Origin of the sequence: Bifidobacterium sp. ESL0704 (assembly GCF_029392075.1) — a bacterium.
Classification (GTDB): Bacteria; Actinomycetota; Actinomycetes; order Actinomycetales; family Bifidobacteriaceae; genus Bifidobacterium.
The window spans coordinates 2187265-2202523 of the sequence record NZ_CP113929.1; the positions used below are offsets into that span (position 1 = coordinate 2187265).

Sequence of the window (15259 nt, forward strand, 5' to 3'; positions counted from 1 at the left end):
TTATTGATGACTATCGATATTGATGAGCAAACCGTTGATATTCCGATCACCGAATCAACTTTCCGGCCAATCGGCTCAACGCACCGCTCATCAGCACTCGCCCGTCCGCCATCGGTCGACCACGTCGATGAAATTCTTCAGTATCTGCAAGCCCTGCGGGGTCAGGATGCTTTCGGGGTGAAATTGGACACCGAACGTCGGGTCCGTAACGTGGGCCACGGCCATGATTTCATCGGTGCCGAGCGTGCGGGCGACGACGCGCAACGTTTTCGGCAACGTCGCCTTGTCGGCCTCAAGCGAGTGGTAACGCGCGGCTTGGATTTCACGCGGCATGCCTGCGAACAGCTGGCAATCGTCGCGCAGCTCGACCGGCGAAGCCTTGCCGTGCATGAGTTCCGCGGCGGGGATGACCTTGCCGCCCAGCGCCTCGCAGATGGCCTGATGACCGAGGCAGACGCCCAGAATCGGCAGTTTCCCGCCCAGTTCACGCACCACGTCTTCGCAGATTCCGGCATCTGCGGGCTTGCCCGGACCAGGCGAAAGCACGATACCGTCGGAGCCAAGCGCGGCAAGCCCGGCCACGTCGAGGTCGTCGTTGCGCACCACCTTGATGTTCGGATCGATGGAGCCGATGAGCTGGTAGAGATTGTAGGAGAAGCTGTCGTAATTGTCGACGATGGTAATCATTTCAGGCCTCCGTTCGCCTGGTTGATGGCGTCCACGACGGCGAGCGCCTTGTTGCGGCATTCCTCGAATTCCTTGTTCGGGTCGGAATCGGCGACAATGCCCGCGCCGGATTGCACCGTCACCTTGCCATCGTGCTTGAACGCCAAGCGGATGCCGATGCAGGTGTCAAGATTGCCGGAGAAGTCGAGGTAGCCGATGGCCCCGCCGTAGATGTCGCGCGGGGAATTTTCAAGTTCCGCGATGATCTGGCAGGCGCGGATTTTCGGGGCCCCGGAAAGCGTGCCGGCCGGCAGCACCGCGTCGATGACGTCGAGCGCATCCTTACCGTCAGCGAGCTTGCCCGCGACTGTGGAACCAATATGCATGACATGCGAGAAGCGCAGGATATCGTGCAGCCGTTCCACTTCGACGCTGCCAAGCTGCGAGACACGGCCGATGTCGTTACGTCCGAGGTCGACCAGCATGTTGTGCTCGGCCAGTTCCTTTTCGTCGCTGAGCAAATCCTGTTCGATGCGCTTGTCCTCTTCCGGCGTCGCACCGCGCGGGCGGGTGCCGGCCAGCGGATAAGTCAGCAGCTTGCCGTCTTCGAGCCGTACCAGCGTCTCGGGCGAGGCGGCGGCGATTTCGATATCGTCGCTGGACATGAAGACCATGTAAGGACTCGGGTTTTCGGCCCGCATGAGACGGTAGGCGTCGAACAGGCTTCCCGAGGCCAGAGCAGTGCTGGGATTGGAAAGCACGACCTGGAAGATATCGCCGGCGTAGATGTGCTCCTTCGCCTTCTTGACCATCGAACCGTACTGCTCGCGGTTGAGCGTGAGCTGCAATTCGCCCTGAAGTTCCAGCGGCTTAAAATCGTAGCGCTTACCGTTCTCGAGAATCTGTTGCATTCCCTCGATCTGGGCGACGGCGCGCTCGTAGGAGGCGTCCACATCATCGGTATCGACCCCGGCGATCAGCTGGAGGCGCTGACGGTAGGAATCAAAGGAGATGAGCTGGTCGAAGAGCATCAGATCGACATCAGGCAAGGCCTTGGGGTCCCGGGTTTTCTGCCGCAACGTCGGCTCGGCATATGCGAAATAGCCGAAGGAGAAGTAGCCCACCAAGCCGCCGGCGAACGGAGGGAAGCCTTCGAGCCGCGGGCTGGCATATTGGGCGAGTACCTTGCGAATCGCATCGCTCGGATGATTGACATGCCTGCGCTCGACCACGACGTCGCCGTCCGACGAGCCGGCAGGAGCGACGCGCTTGATGCTCAGCTCCCCGGCTTTGCAGGTCAGTTCCAGCGTCGGCGCAAACCCTAGGAAGCTGTAGCGTCCCATACGCTGGTCGGCTTCGGCGCTTTCCAGAAGGAAGCAGTGATTGGAAGCGGCACGCACCCGGCGCATCGCCTCGATGGTGGTCAGACGGTCGGCAAGCAGCTCGCGCATCACCGGGATACGGCGGTATTTGCCGGTACCAGCCAACTCGCGCACTTCATCAAGCGTCGGCCGAATGCCAGCGTAACGGCTCTTGCTACCGACAACGCCCCGCACGGCCGCATCGCCGTCCGAACCCGCACCAGCTTCCGCACTCATGCTCATCATGGGCACCTCCTGAAGGCTTTCGCCTCATTCAGGGACTAAAAAAGCCCGTCCCAGCTGTCAATTACAGCCAAGGACGAGCGAATATATGCCCGCGGTGCCACCTTGGTTCACGGTCTCCCGTGCCCTTATCGGAATGCCAACACATCCCCGGCAACTGACGTATGCCTTACGTCGCAGCCTCATGGCCAAAATCCAGCCAATCGGTGCGCCCTCAGCGGCCCACTCAACGGTTCGCATCTCGTCCCGGCTCTCACCATCCCAGGCTCGCTCATCGCGCGTTTCCGTCTACTTCCCCGCTTCATCGGTTTGTAGTGTTTTTTAGTTATTGATGCTTAGGCTACACTTCCGTTTTTCGGCCTGTCAACTTCATCTGCCCAATCCGGGCTTAGAATGCGGTCGGATTTGTTCGCACGAATATCGTCAAAAGTGAAGCATTCCAAGGCCTCTCGTGCGCTCATCGCAACCGGCGCGGAAGTGTCCGAAATGTGGACAGCCCCAGTTGTGCGAATGCCAAGCAACCATGCACAATACCCGATAATCTGCTCCGGACGGACCCCATCGGCACGCAACGCTGCGATATCCAGTGAATGTTTGCGCTTGGCCAGACGCACACCCGCAGGGTCGTCGATCAGCGGAAGATGGGCGTAGGCGGGGTTCACCGCTGAAATCATGCCGGCCGGTTCACCTGAGCCTTGCGCGATTGCCCCATCATCACTGTCTGCATTACACCTATTTTCCGGTGAAGAAATCCTATCGACGTTTCCGTCAATCCCGTATTTTGCGGCGAAACCGGAGGCCACCAACGCACGTCGAATCCAAATCTGCAGGGCCGTGGAACGCAGCAAATCGCGGCCGCGTACGATGTCGTTGACCCCCATCAACAGATCATCGACCACCACCGCCAGCTGGTAGGAAAAGATGCCGTCCGAACGCCGAATCACCGTATCGCCGACCTCACGCGATAAATCGAAACGCTGCTTGCCAAATACCGCGTCATCAAATTCGACAACACTTCCCGGCACCCCGGCTTCCGGGACCGCTATACGCCACGAATGACGCTTCCCGGCTTCCAACCGCGAGCGCACAACGTCAGGCCGCTCGGCCAGAAGCCTCCGGCACGTTCCGGGATAGATCAGGAACCGGTCGCCCTCCTGCGGCGCCGAGGCCGCGCGCAAATCGGCACGCGAGCAGAAACACGGGTAGACGAGCGGGAAACCGCCGGCGACTCCGTTTCCCAGAGAATGCGAACGTTCGGCAAGATCCTGCATCCACTTGACGTACGAAAAGCTTTGGCCATCCGCAGCATCGTCGGAACCGCCCGATTTCATAGCTTTTTCAAGAGACGAATGCAAAACCGTATCTTGCGCCATCCTGCCTTGTAAAGAATTTCTATCATCCAATACATTTTCGGAACCATTAAGGTCATCTGCCGAAGAATTCCGCGAATCCGCAAAAGCCCCATCAGCCAAAGCGACGTCTTCGACGCTCACCGACCCCATCGAGCGCAAGGCCTCCTCGTAGATTTCCGTGCGCTGCGACTGATAGACCGGCTCGCCGTCCCAGTCAAGCCCGAGCCAGTGCAGATCGTCCATGATCCATTTATCGGCGTCCTTGAGCGCCCGGGGGCCGTCGACATCCTCGATTCGCAGCAGCACCTTGCCTCGGTTGACGTTGCAATCAACGTTGCGATCGCCCAAACGGCCATCACCGGCCTCTTGGCCCGCACCGTCGCCCGCATGGGCCGAGAGCCATGCCGCAAGCATCGCATAGACGTTGCCGATATGCATCCTGCCGGAAGGAGTGGGAGCGAACCGGCCCACTTTAGCGCCTTGCGCTGTCACGGGAGCCTCGGCAACTGCCGGCTCGATGGCGGCAGCCTCAAGGCACGACAGGGAATGCAACGGACCCTCGCCACTACCCGCAATCACCCCGGTCATTTCACCCACAGCTCTGAATCCAACGGCCATTCGTTGGGCGTGCAGCCGCGCAGGCTCATCGATTGCTCCTGCATCAGCGGCGCGGGCGACCCCGAAGCTGGGCATGAAGGCTGGTTGTCAAGATGGCCGAGGCGGTGGCCCGTCTCGTGGTTGATAACCATTTCGCGGTAACGGTCAAGACTCATGCCCGCTGAGAGCAATTGCGGCGTCGCCTCGTTGTAGCGGTCCTGATTGATGATGACGTTGTCGCCTACGCAACAGCTGTAGCTATTGGAACAATTGGCTGAAAACGTCTGCATCTGCGAGGCCTGAGCAAGATAAACGGTAAAATCGCAATGACTTGAATCGGCGTTATACGTAAACGTGGCGCCGGCACGAGGCCATCCGCGCGGATCGTTCAACGTACGGAACACGACGTTTTCAAAACTCTGGATCACACCGGCATCGCCGACATCGCCCTTGCCGCTCACACAGTACGAGTACTGGCGAACCTGCTTGCCGCTGGCAGCAGCGGTTTTCTGCGCCGCCGCGGCGATCACCGCACGTCGATGATCGTTCAACATCTCCCGACCGGCCGCTTTGCCCGCATTCGGTTTCGGCGGCTTTCTTTTCGAGGTATCGTTTGACCGCGTCGCATTCCCCGACTTATGCAGGGCTTGCGACGAGGCTTGCCGGGCTGCGGAATCACGGTGGCGGACAACGGCCGACACCACGGCTCTGCAACCCACAACGACGGCGACGACGACGATCAACGCCGCTACCGCGACGACGACCCGACGGACGAGATACACCGATTTCATCTCCGGTTGCGAAGCGCGCCCTGGCCTGCGCCTCGCTTCGGTGTTCCGAACAGCGTTCGGGGAATGTTCGCTCCCCAGCAAGGAACCTATGAAACCCTCGGAAATCGCGGAATTCCGATGCGTACTTTTCACCCGGGAATCGCGGACGCCATGTGCCGCATCTCGCCTGGACGGTGAACCCGAACCCGTCTGCCCATACGCTTGATGCGAGGCTTCTGATTGATGCAATCCCAAGAAACCACAAAAAACGCGAAAACCGCGCCTTACGCCGTGATTGAACGCACGGACGCCCGCAATCAGGATACCCGAGAACCAACGCAGGAAAACCCGAATGGCCCCGCCAATCTCCCCCAGCACGACGCTCGCCGGCGATGCTTTCACCGGCTTTTTGCCATGCGGAGACCTCGAGTCTGGCCGTCCACCACGTTTCACATTTGCTCCCACCTAGGCATGGATTGTTATGGGTCAATAATAGGGATTCTTTATGACGGGGAAATTCCGCGCGTCACCAATTTTCATAATCATCGCAAACGCACGCATGAGAACAATCGGCAATACGCAATTTTCTGATATCCGCAACCAGGTAAAGCGGCGGCACTGCCGCTCGATCGGGCACCAGGCACCAGGCACCAGGCACCAGACAAGCGAAAAGGCGCGACCTGCGAAACCGCAGGCCACGCCACTGTTATCAAACAACAGGATACAGGTCTTTTCGCCCCTGCCTATCAGCCGAAGCAGACCTTGAAAATCCACGCGCCGATGATGGCGCCGACAATCGGAGCCACGACCGGGATCCAGGCCTCGCCCCAGCGAGAAGTGCCCTTGTTGGGAATCGGGAGGATCCAGTGCAGGAAGCGCGGCACAAGGTCACGAGCCGGATTGAGGCCGGGGCCAGTGGATCCGCCCATGGAGGTCACCAGACCCCAAACGATAAGGCCGACAACGATGGCTGCAGCCGCCGGGTCCTTCTTGCCCCAAGGCAGAGAGAGCATGCACAGGGCGCCGAGCACGAGAACGAGGGTGCCGAAGAGCTCGTTGAGGAAGTAGACGACTTTGTTGCCGGAGGCCTCAGTGGTGCTGAACGTCGCAAAAATGGCGTCCGGGCTGGTCTCCATCTTGTAGTACGGGAGATAAGTGATGTAGATGATCAGCTGGCCCAGAGCAGCACCAAGAAGCTGCGCGATGATATACGGCATGACCTCGGACCATGGGAACAGGCCATTGACGGCTTGGCCGATGGTCATCGCGGGGTTGATATGCGCACCTGAGACGGAACCGATCATCATGACCGGGAACATCACGCCGAAACCGTAGCCCATCGCTATGTTGAGCCAACCGGTACCATGACCCTTCGTGCCTTTGAGTTCGGTGTTGGCGACCGCACCGTTGCCGAATATCATCAGAAAAGCGGTGCCGATGAATTCGGCAGCCAATTTTGCCGTAAGAGAGAATTCCATTATTCCTCCTTCTCGAGTGCGACGCATGCACCATCGCCACAACCGCGTAGCTTAGGCACAGAACATCTATCGTTCTTAGTCATTATTCGAAAATGCTATGCTCAAACGTTGAACATATTCATATCCGATAGGAAGAATCCTATCTCGCCAAATCGTTGCAACATTCCGATTTTAACGATTTTTCTTTTTTTTAAAATGAAATGTGAGTAAAATCACTTTTTTAATACAATAATTTATTCGATTCTGACTTAAAAAATAGTTATTTTACATCATTATACCTAGTCGAAAAAATACAAAAATATGCACCAGCCTTTTGAACAATAGAGATCAGACGCCTTCTCGCCGAGAAAAGACTCCCCCACTCACCATGAAAGTATTTACCGGCGCCATTGCTGTGCCCAGCACGGCAAACCTTCTTACAACGAAAACAGCATTTCGGAGAATCGAGGACCCAGCAAGATCTACAAGCGCGATATCACACAGCCGCACATTGCAACCGCAGAACCCATGCGACGATTCCCTTTCGCGCCCGATCGGCAAACGAACGAATCAGTCTTATCCCCCGAAAACAACGGAACGCAACACTCAACGACACACCGTCTTGCGTAAGTTTCAATGCGTATGTATACTATTTTCTTGGCTCTTGTAGTTTAGACCAGCGCCCCTATAGCTCAGCTGGTTAGAGCAGCTGACTCTTAATCAGCGTGTCCGGGGTTCGAATCCCCGTGGGGGCACAATCAAGGTATCGTCGTTAGGCGGTGCCTTTTTTCGTATTGTTTGTCAGATACACACCGCTTGCAGCGCCCGTCACCGCCCGTAAGGCTGGCCGGTCAAATCCTCCAGCGTGGCACGAACCGACGGTTCCACGTCATTTGCCTCGCCACCGGCTGCGATGCGGGCGGACTCGGCAAGGGCGATGCCGTCCGTGCGCTTATCGAGATCGAACCTGCGGACAACGATGATGCAAATGACAATGGAGAGGGCATACCAGCCAATCATCAGGGCTCCGAGGCCGTTGCAGGCGAAAGAGGCCTGCACCCGGCGCGAGGAATCAAAACCGACGAATCCCAAGATAGCGCCGACGACAATCGAGGAAAGCCCCGAAGTCAACTGACGCAATCCTGCCTGTATGCCGGTGAACGTCGAGGCGCGATATTTGCCGGACACGACCTGATCGACGTCGGCGATGAACGGGAAGACGGCCCACGGCAGATAACCGGAAGGCGCTTTGGCGATGAAGAAGAACAGGGCGCCGGCGACGGCGAAAACCGTCCACCACGGTTCCGCGATCACCCCGACCAAACGCCATGCCGCGAAGATCCAGGCCAGGCCGACGAGGCTCGCGGCAAAACTCGCCTGATACATGCGTTTCGGACCGACCTTGATCATGGTCGCGCCGAACAGCGGGTTCAACGGCACGGTGATGATGCCGGAGCTTAAGAGCAACGAGGCGAACGCGGCGGATTTGTTCCAGTCATAGATGACGAAAAACACGAAGGTCTGGCCGAACACATCGCCGGCGGTGAGCATCAGCAGGTACAGCGCCAGGTGGCGACGGAAAATCGCAATGCGCAACGTGCTGGCGTACTCGCGGAACATGACGATCAAGCGATGCCACCACAGCTTGATTTCCGCACGAATCGAAAGGCGCTCAGACCGCTGGCGTCCGGCAAACCCTTCGGATCCAGCGTACTGGCCGAATCCCGCCTCCTCGGGCGACATCTCCCACGTGCTCTTCCAACAGATCAACACCGCCACAGCAAAGCAGACCGTGATGGCGATGGTGAACATCATATATCCTGTCGGCCGGTGTTCACCGAAAATCGAAAGCGTGCCCCCACCGATGAGCAGAATAAGCGTGCCGGAAGCCCCTGAAATCAGCAGACGTATGGTCGAGAGCCTGGTGCGGTCGTCGAACCCGTACGCCATCTCGCCGGGCAGCGTGTTGTAGGCGGAGGCGAACAGCTGGGCGACGGTGACCCACAATACATAGACAAGGAAATAGAGCGCAAACGGCAGACCAGGAATCCACAGAAGGATGCCGACCAGAATCAGCGGGGGCACCAACATAAGGAAGAAATGCCGACGGCCATAACGGCGGCCGAACGAGAAACGGTAGAGGTTGTCGCCGAGAATACCGAACGAAAGAGCCGCCACACCACTGATGATGGCGCTTAAGCCCACGACCGATTGCGCCGAGGAAATGGACATGCCGCAGAACCGTGTCCAGAACAGCACCAGGTAGGTGCCAATGAGCGTGAGCTGGCCCCCGCCGAAAATGTCGCCGACGCCGTAGCCGATGGCGTTGCCTAGCGTGATTCGGTCGTGCCGGGAGTGGTGACGGAATCGTGTCTTGCTGCCTTGTCCGCCTCTTCGTCGAGTCCGAATCAAAATCTCATGCTCCTCATATCGAACGCCCTGAAACAATCATTTTTATGATAGACAAGACGTATGGCAACACGCCACAACCTATATATTCGTCAGTCATTTCGATCAAATCACCATTCCTGTATCGCCCTGCTGACGGCGGATCCCTCGAGAACAACATCTCATAATCGGCACACGCGTGAAACCGCAAATCCGCTTGCCCGCGATTACTACAGTTACGAAAGATGATCATTCTTGGCATCAATGGTTATTCGGGAGCTATCACTATGCTGTCTTCTACTGTTGCAGAAAGAGAAGAAGAAATATGTATCTTAAATGCCTAGAATTATCGAATTTTAAATGCTACTCAGGTTCACAAAAATTTGTTTTCTCTCCAGCCACCAACTATTTTGTAGGCAATAACAACGCAGGAAAGACAACGGTTCTAGATGCCATTGCCTTTTTAAGAGACGGCTTACCCAACGGGACAACCATAAAAGACTTCAAATCCCTTCGGCCAGAAGGAGACCAATTCTTCGTCGAAGGAACCTTTTCGGGAGAGGATTTGCCATCTATTATCGAACAATCAATTCCCAAAAATGCCTCTAGACTTGTCAAACGCATCGATGACGAAGGAAACCTCATCATGCGCCGTTCGTTTTCCGACGATACCCAGGTCAAAAAGGTGGATACCTACAATCCAGAAGATGGCACATACAGCAACGTCACTGGCATCTCGGCACCGATTCAGGCTATTTTCGAGCCTACTTTCATGAAAGCCACAGATACTCCTGACAACGTCATCAGCTTTAAGACAAACAAGACACTCGGTCGTCTTATCGCCCCATACACAGAATCTTTCATGAAATCGAAACAATGGGATAACTTCAATACCGCTTATGCCGCTGCTTTCAACGATACGGAAAAAGGCTACGTGAGTTTTCTCGACGAGCTCAAACAAGAAATCAATACACTCACCAATACACAGTATGGCAAAAACCTATCGCTACAATTCAAATTTGAGCCGCCCGAGCCTAAGTCGCTTTCCGAGCAAGGCACTATCAGCGTTTACGACGGATTCGTCGATTCAGACCTCAAGTCCAAAGGGAATGGCATACAAAGAGCGATAGCCTTCGCCATAATTGAGATTTATGCGAAACATAAGAAATCCGAATCCGGAACCCCGTTATTCCTCTGCTTGGATGAGCCGGAAACCTGGATGCATCCACAGGCACAGGTTCAACTTGCCGAAGCCATTTCGGACATTTCACAAACCGAACAGGTATGGGTATCCACACATTCGCCATATATGCTCAGATGTTTCGCAGGTCCCAGCTCTGAGGAGTCAAAGAAAACCGACAAACTGTATCTTTTCCGCGATTTCGATGATTCCATCCCAGCACAAGAACATATCGTCCCCAATGGGGAACTCGGAACATTACGTGTAGGACACCCTTCCTTGGCAGAAATAACGTATCAGGCTTTTCAGATGCCTACACCTGAATTCCACAGCGAACTATACGGCCTGCTTCAAGAAAAGCTTCAATGCGACGGACCCACAGCGGTCGACAACAAACTGATTCCAGATATCAAATACGAAGACGATCATGCCTTTTGGGAACGCCGGCACCAACAATGGATTTCCAAAGGCCGAGAAGGCAATGAGCCCCGAGAACCCGGACGCGAAAATTATCGAGAATATGCCCCCATCGCAGACATCTTTCGTGATGATCCAGAACTCAAACAACATATCATCGATACTTCGACTGTACGATTCGATAGCCGATCCCTTCAAAATAGTCGATCCATTAACAGAGGATGCAATCCAATCGTCAAGGAAAGTCTTCCTACTTTTATTCGCAATTCTTTTGACCATCCGGAGAGCCTCATCGATCGGGACAAAGCCAAAACGTTAGTGACGCAGGAAGAGGAATGGAAATTCTTCAATCAGGCAGACGAACTGGAAAACACACGCAAACATTGGAAACAGGCAGAACTCAAGGATTCAACGGAAATACTCATCAAACTTGTCAAAGCTCTGCCCAATCCCTCCACTGAATAATCCCTCCAACACACGAATCAAGTCAGATTCTACGAGAGCTTGGGTGCGGTCGTCGAACTCGTACGCCATCTCGCCGGGCAGCGTGTTGTAGGCGGAGGCGAACAGCTGGGCGACAGTGACCCACAATACATAGACAAGGAAATAGAGCACGAACGGCAGACCGGGAATCCACAGAAGGATGCCGATTGCCGGCACATCAAAACCATATGATGTACCGGCAATCAAGAGGATGCCAAGCAGCTAGCTCAGGCATCGGTTGTTGATGCTCAGGCGGACCCAAAACGCTTCAGCGGCTTGACATCGCCGCAAAGCCCATGCCGCTTAAGCAGCTCGGCGATAGATACCAACCCTTGCGAATGGTAGGTGCGCGCGAACTCATCCACGTCGGCTTCGCTATGTTGCTCGTCTACGTCGAGCACAAGCTGTTCGACGGGCAGCGGACGGATGCCGGAGATTTTCACGTCGATGACGCTCGGCCCGTCGTAGTTGGCCAGCGCCTTCGCAAACGCATCGTCGAGCTCGGCGAGTGTGCGAACCTCAAAGCCCTGTGCGCCCAGAGCCTCGCACGCACTTGCATAGTCTCCGTCAATCAGATCGACGCCCGAATGGGGCTGATTGATGTCATCCTGCTCGCCTTCGATAAAGCCCAGCGTCTCATTGGTCAGCACGATGTTGATGATCGGCTCATGGTACTTCACCTGCGTCATGATATCCTGCATGTTCATCGCGAATCCGCCGTCACCGCTGATGGAGAAGACCTGACGGTCGGGGTAGCTCTCCTGCGCGCCGATGGCGGCCGGCAGCGCGTAACCCATCGTGGCGTACCATGCGGAGGTCGAAATTTTTTGCTCGGGGCTCACCTTGAGCATGCGGTAACTGTCGATGGTCACGTTGCCTACGTCGACGGCAAAGATCGCGTTCGACTTGGCGTTGCGATTGATGCGGGCGAAGACCGTATCCGGTTCAAGCGGTGTACTTTCGAGATCTTCACGAGCCGCCGACCATTCGTTCCAGTTGGCAAGATCCTCCACGATCACGTCATAGTACGGACGCGAATCGACCTTGGGCGCGACCTCAAGCATCGCCTTCAATGTGGCCTTGGCATCCGCCACGATGCCCAGATCGACGTGGTGACGTTTGCCGATATCCGTGGGCTTGATGTTGACCTGGATGAATGTGGTCTCCGGATGAACAAAATAGGAAGCGAAAGGCATGTTGGTGCCGATGAACAGCACCGCGTCCGCGGATTTGGCCGCATCCACGCCCGGCTTGGTGGCCACGCGTCCGGCGCTGCGCACATACGCCTTCTGACCTTCCGGCAGCACACCGAGACCGAGCGCTGACGACATCATCGGGATCTTCATTTTCTCGGAGAGCGCCACCAGCTCCTCGGCCGCGTCCTTGGCACCGGTGCCGAAGTAGATCAGTGGCCGTTCAGCGTCATTGAGGATTTGGACGGCCTTGGCCACGTCCTCGGCGCTCGGCTCGACACTGACCGTACCGCGGCTGAAATCATGCGCCGTGGAGCGGAAAGTATCGTCAATCGGCGTCCAACCCAAATCCTTGGGAATGATGACCACGGCGACACCGGAATGTTCGTAAGCCTGCCGGATGGCCTGATCGACCACGGCCGGCAGCTGTTCGGCGGTCATCACCGTGCGGTTGTAGACGGCGACATCGTCGAAGATCGGCCCTTCATTGATTTCCTGGAAATAATCCGTGTTCATCATCGTCGTCGGCACCTGTGCCACCAACGCAAGCACCGGCACATGATCGTGTTTGGCATCGTACAGGCCGTTGAGCAAGTGAACGGCACCGGGCCCTGCGGAACCGAAGCACACGCCGATCTTGCCGGTGAACTTGGCTTCGCCGGCCGCGGCCAGCGCACCCGCCTCTTCATGGCGAACCTGAATGTATTTCATAGTGTCGCGCCGGTTGTGCAGCGCGTTCATCGTCGAGTCGAACGACCCGCCGGGAAGCCCGAAGATATGGGTCACGCCCCAATCCTCAAGTACCTTGATCATCGCGTCGGATGCATTGATTTTGTCGGCCATCGTCGGCCCCTTTCGCTTCATTGCCATATTCTGGTTCACGATGTGAGGTCGCGTTTACCGTTTCGTTGGCTCTTGCAGGATCGCACGTTTCGTCGAAACACCAGACCCCGTAAAAGTTTCATTAGCCAGTAAACCAATCAATTGCCTTCACATCGATTGATTTCAACACTAATGCATCGGACTGCGATTTACGCATTACATATCCGCTTTCCAGCCCTAAGCGAATATGATGAAAACTACCCTGTGATACTCATTGCATTATGCATCACATATACGGCTTAGCCCATCCACACAACGGACCGCGTTCCAACCGACGGACGCAATTGTCATTTTTACTTGTTTACGGCAACATCTGCGTAAAAGTGACGGCCGGAAACCGTAAATATATCTTTTTCTGATAGTCCTAAGCAAGCAAATAAAAAGTAACAGCCAGAAACCGACCCACACGAAACAGCGGATCAGACTTCGACCGGCCGCATTCCGACGGACGGAGTTTTGCGAACCTTGATGGAAACAAGCGTGATGCAGAGCGCCACCAGCGAAAGCACGATCAGCAGAGCGAAGGCATTGCTGGCTCCAGCCACCGACGCCGCTTTGACGTTGTGCGGAATGCGGGCTTCGCTGAAGGAAAGCGAGGCGGAAAGCACCGTCGTTCCCAACGATCCGGCATACTGCTGCAGCACGTTGAACAGCGAGTTGAAATCGGTCTGTTGCGGACCGGCGACAAATTTGCTGGCGTCCGACATCGTGTTGCCGTAACCGAAGTTGAAGCCGGCACGCAGGAACATATAGAGCAGGGTCAGAATCACCACGGTCGCTTTGCCGGTCATCGCCCACAAAGCCGTGGCTCCGACGATCAGCGAGATGTTGGAGATCAGAAGCACCAACGTCGGGCCGCGGCGGTCGTAGAGCCGGCCCACGAACGGGGCGATGGCGGCACCAAGCAACGAACCGGGCAGGAGCATCAGCCCAGCGGCCAACGAATCGATGCCAAGGAAGTTTTCGGCGAAAACCGGCAGAAGGAAGGAGCTGCCGATGTTGATGAATTGGAGAATGGCGTAGTTCGCGCCACGCAGGCTCACGATCGGGTTCTTGAACAGACGCAGGTTGAGTAGCGGCGACTTGGAGGCGAGGCAACGCCAGATGAACAGCGCGAGCAGCACCACGGCCACGCAGATGGCGACGGCCACCTTGTACGACCAACCGCCGTCGGCTCCGAACTGGTCGAAGATCTCGGTGAAGCTGATCATGAAGAAGCTCAGCAGCACCAATCCGATGCCATCGAAGGACTTGCCGGCTCCCTGCGCCTTCAGCCGCAGGTTCGTCTCTCCCAAGACCCACGCGACGATAAGCAGCGGCAGCGTGAATACGAAAATGATGCGCCAGGAGAAGTAGTAATTGATGAGGCCGCCGTAGGTGGGGCCGAGCGCGGGGGCGAAAGACGTGACCATGTTTGCCACACCGACGTAGGTGCCGCGTCGGCTCACCGGCACCAGCGCAAGAATGACATTGATCATCAAAGGAGTGGAAACGCCTGTGGCCGCCGCCTGAAGCAGACGGCCAAGCAGCAACAGCCAGTAGTTGAGCGGCAAGCAGCACAGCACGGTGCCGACGATGCTGACGATGATGGCGCAGCGGAAGAGCAGACGAGTGTCAAAACGCTTGAGCAGGAACGATGACGTGCTCATCACGATGGTGACCATCAGCAGGTAGCCGGAAGTCAGCAACTGGATGGTCGAAAGCGGCAGACCGAATTCTCGTGTCATCGTCGGGAACGTGACGTTCAACGACGTCTCGGTCAGGATGCCCGTAAACGAAAGCAACGCCGCCGCGGCGATGGATAGTTTTGTCTGTGTAGATACGCGTTCTTCTTGCAAATTCTTCAAACCTCAATATGCTTTTGCTGTCCCAAGCACTCCAGGGGTGTGGCAACAGTTGGCGCGCCCCGACCCCACCGAACGCGCAACTTACCTAGTATACGCCAATAGCCATCATCGCTTCAAACCAGAACGAGGAGATGGCCTCTTGCCGTACCTACCGGCCCACAACCGGCCCGACTCAGTCGGTTGCCACAACATGCGATTCCGCTATATTTAAGCCGCTGAGCCTCCCCCAGAGACCCAAAACTGGCGCGAATCAATGGTTCCGCCATATTTAAGCCGCTCACCACAACCCCGTGGCTTAGAATATGACGGAACTACGATGTTGACGATTGACGGGCGGCTTGATGGGATCGGTGAGCCCAGTCGTTACTAGCGTATACCGGCTTATACAAGAAAGTCCCGCTGACACGGCATTCGTGCAGCGGG

At 56.2% G+C, this 15259-nt stretch carries 11 protein-coding genes and 1 tRNA gene; 2 read left to right on the forward strand and 10 right to left on the reverse strand.

Annotated elements, in window-relative coordinates; all coding sequences use genetic code 11:
* Window positions 1–90 precede the first annotated feature (90 nt).
* From OZX64_RS08095 to OZX64_RS08125, 6 genes are all read right to left on the reverse strand, one after another.
* Complete coding sequence (locus tag OZX64_RS08095; RefSeq protein ID WP_277172558.1) at window positions 91–687, reverse strand: aminodeoxychorismate/anthranilate synthase component II; 597 nt, start codon at window positions 685–687, stop codon at window positions 91–93.
* Complete coding sequence (locus tag OZX64_RS08100; protein ID WP_277156772.1) at window positions 684–2273, reverse strand: anthranilate synthase component I family protein; 1590 nt, start codon at window positions 2271–2273, stop codon at window positions 684–686. The genes OZX64_RS08095 and OZX64_RS08100 overlap by 4 nt, the downstream gene beginning before the upstream one ends.
* Window positions 2274–2605: 332 nt before the next feature.
* Complete coding sequence (locus tag OZX64_RS08900; RefSeq protein WP_348519424.1) at window positions 2606–4060, reverse strand: glutamate--tRNA ligase family protein; 1455 nt, start codon at window positions 4058–4060, stop codon at window positions 2606–2608.
* Between the two features lie 146 nt (window positions 4061–4206).
* On the reverse strand, window positions 4207–5010 hold the full coding sequence (locus tag OZX64_RS08115; RefSeq protein ID WP_277172560.1) for a DUF3152 domain-containing protein: 804 nt from the start codon (window positions 5008–5010) through the stop codon (window positions 4207–4209).
* Window positions 5011–5475: 465 nt separating this feature from the next.
* On the reverse strand, window positions 5476–5763 hold the full coding sequence (locus OZX64_RS08120) for a hypothetical protein (RefSeq protein WP_277172563.1): 288 nt from the start codon (window positions 5761–5763) through the stop codon (window positions 5476–5478).
* A complete protein-coding gene (locus tag OZX64_RS08125; protein WP_277156770.1) occupies window positions 5736–6467 on the reverse strand; it encodes an MIP/aquaporin family protein in 732 nt (243 codons plus the stop codon). The genes OZX64_RS08120 and OZX64_RS08125 overlap by 28 nt, the downstream gene beginning before the upstream one ends.
* Window positions 6468–7127: 660 nt before the next feature.
* Here OZX64_RS08125 and OZX64_RS08130 point away from each other — a divergent pair.
* A tRNA-Lys gene (locus OZX64_RS08130) sits at window positions 7128–7201 on the forward strand.
* Between the two features lie 73 nt (window positions 7202–7274).
* Here the strand turns inward: OZX64_RS08130 and OZX64_RS08135 are convergent.
* On the reverse strand, window positions 7275–8858 hold the full coding sequence (locus OZX64_RS08135) for an MFS transporter (protein WP_277172565.1): 1584 nt from the start codon (window positions 8856–8858) through the stop codon (window positions 7275–7277).
* Window positions 8859–9159: 301 nt separating this feature from the next.
* On the opposite strand from OZX64_RS08135, the gene OZX64_RS08140 reads away from it, so the two are divergent.
* On the forward strand, window positions 9160–10896 hold the full coding sequence (locus OZX64_RS08140) for an AAA family ATPase (protein ID WP_277172568.1): 1737 nt from the start codon (window positions 9160–9162) through the stop codon (window positions 10894–10896).
* On the opposite strand, the gene OZX64_RS08145 is transcribed toward OZX64_RS08140, so the two are convergent.
* The 3 genes from OZX64_RS08145 to OZX64_RS08155 all read right to left on the reverse strand — a co-directional run bounded on the left by OZX64_RS08145 (window position 10840) and on the right by OZX64_RS08155 (window position 14836).
* Complete coding sequence (locus OZX64_RS08145) at window positions 10840–11121, reverse strand: hypothetical protein (protein ID WP_277172570.1); 282 nt, start codon at window positions 11119–11121, stop codon at window positions 10840–10842. The genes OZX64_RS08140 and OZX64_RS08145 overlap by 57 nt on opposite strands.
* A 41-nt stretch (window positions 11122–11162) precedes the next feature.
* The gene (gene spxB, locus OZX64_RS08150) at window positions 11163–12971 is read right to left on the reverse strand and encodes a pyruvate oxidase (RefSeq protein ID WP_277172572.1); all 1809 of its coding nucleotides are present in this window, start codon (window positions 12969–12971) and stop codon (window positions 11163–11165) included.
* A 437-nt stretch (window positions 12972–13408) separates the two neighbouring features.
* A complete protein-coding gene (locus OZX64_RS08155; protein WP_277172575.1) occupies window positions 13409–14836 on the reverse strand; it encodes an MFS transporter in 1428 nt (475 codons plus the stop codon).
* Window positions 14837–15259 lie beyond the last annotated feature (423 nt).

Coding starts and splice junctions, on each gene's coding strand:
- OZX64_RS08100 (WP_277156772.1), bottom strand. CDS start 2,273: ATGATGAGCATGAGTGCGGAAGCTGGTGCGGGTTCGGACGGCGATGCG.
- OZX64_RS08900 (WP_348519424.1), bottom strand. CDS start 4,060: ATGCATATCGGCAACGTCTATGCGATGCTTGCGGCATGGCTCTCGGCC.
- OZX64_RS08140 (WP_277172568.1), top strand. CDS start 9,160: ATGTATCTTAAATGCCTAGAATTATCGAATTTTAAATGCTACTCAGGT.
- OZX64_RS08115 (WP_277172560.1), bottom strand. CDS start 5,010: ATGAAATCGGTGTATCTCGTCCGTCGGGTCGTCGTCGCGGTAGCGGCG.
- OZX64_RS08095 (WP_277172558.1), bottom strand. CDS start 687: ATGATTACCATCGTCGACAATTACGACAGCTTCTCCTACAATCTCTAC.
- OZX64_RS08125 (WP_277156770.1), bottom strand. CDS start 6,467: ATGGAATTCTCTCTTACGGCAAAATTGGCTGCCGAATTCATCGGCACC.
- spxB (WP_277172572.1), bottom strand. CDS start 12,971: ATGAAGCGAAAGGGGCCGACGATGGCCGACAAAATCAATGCATCCGAC.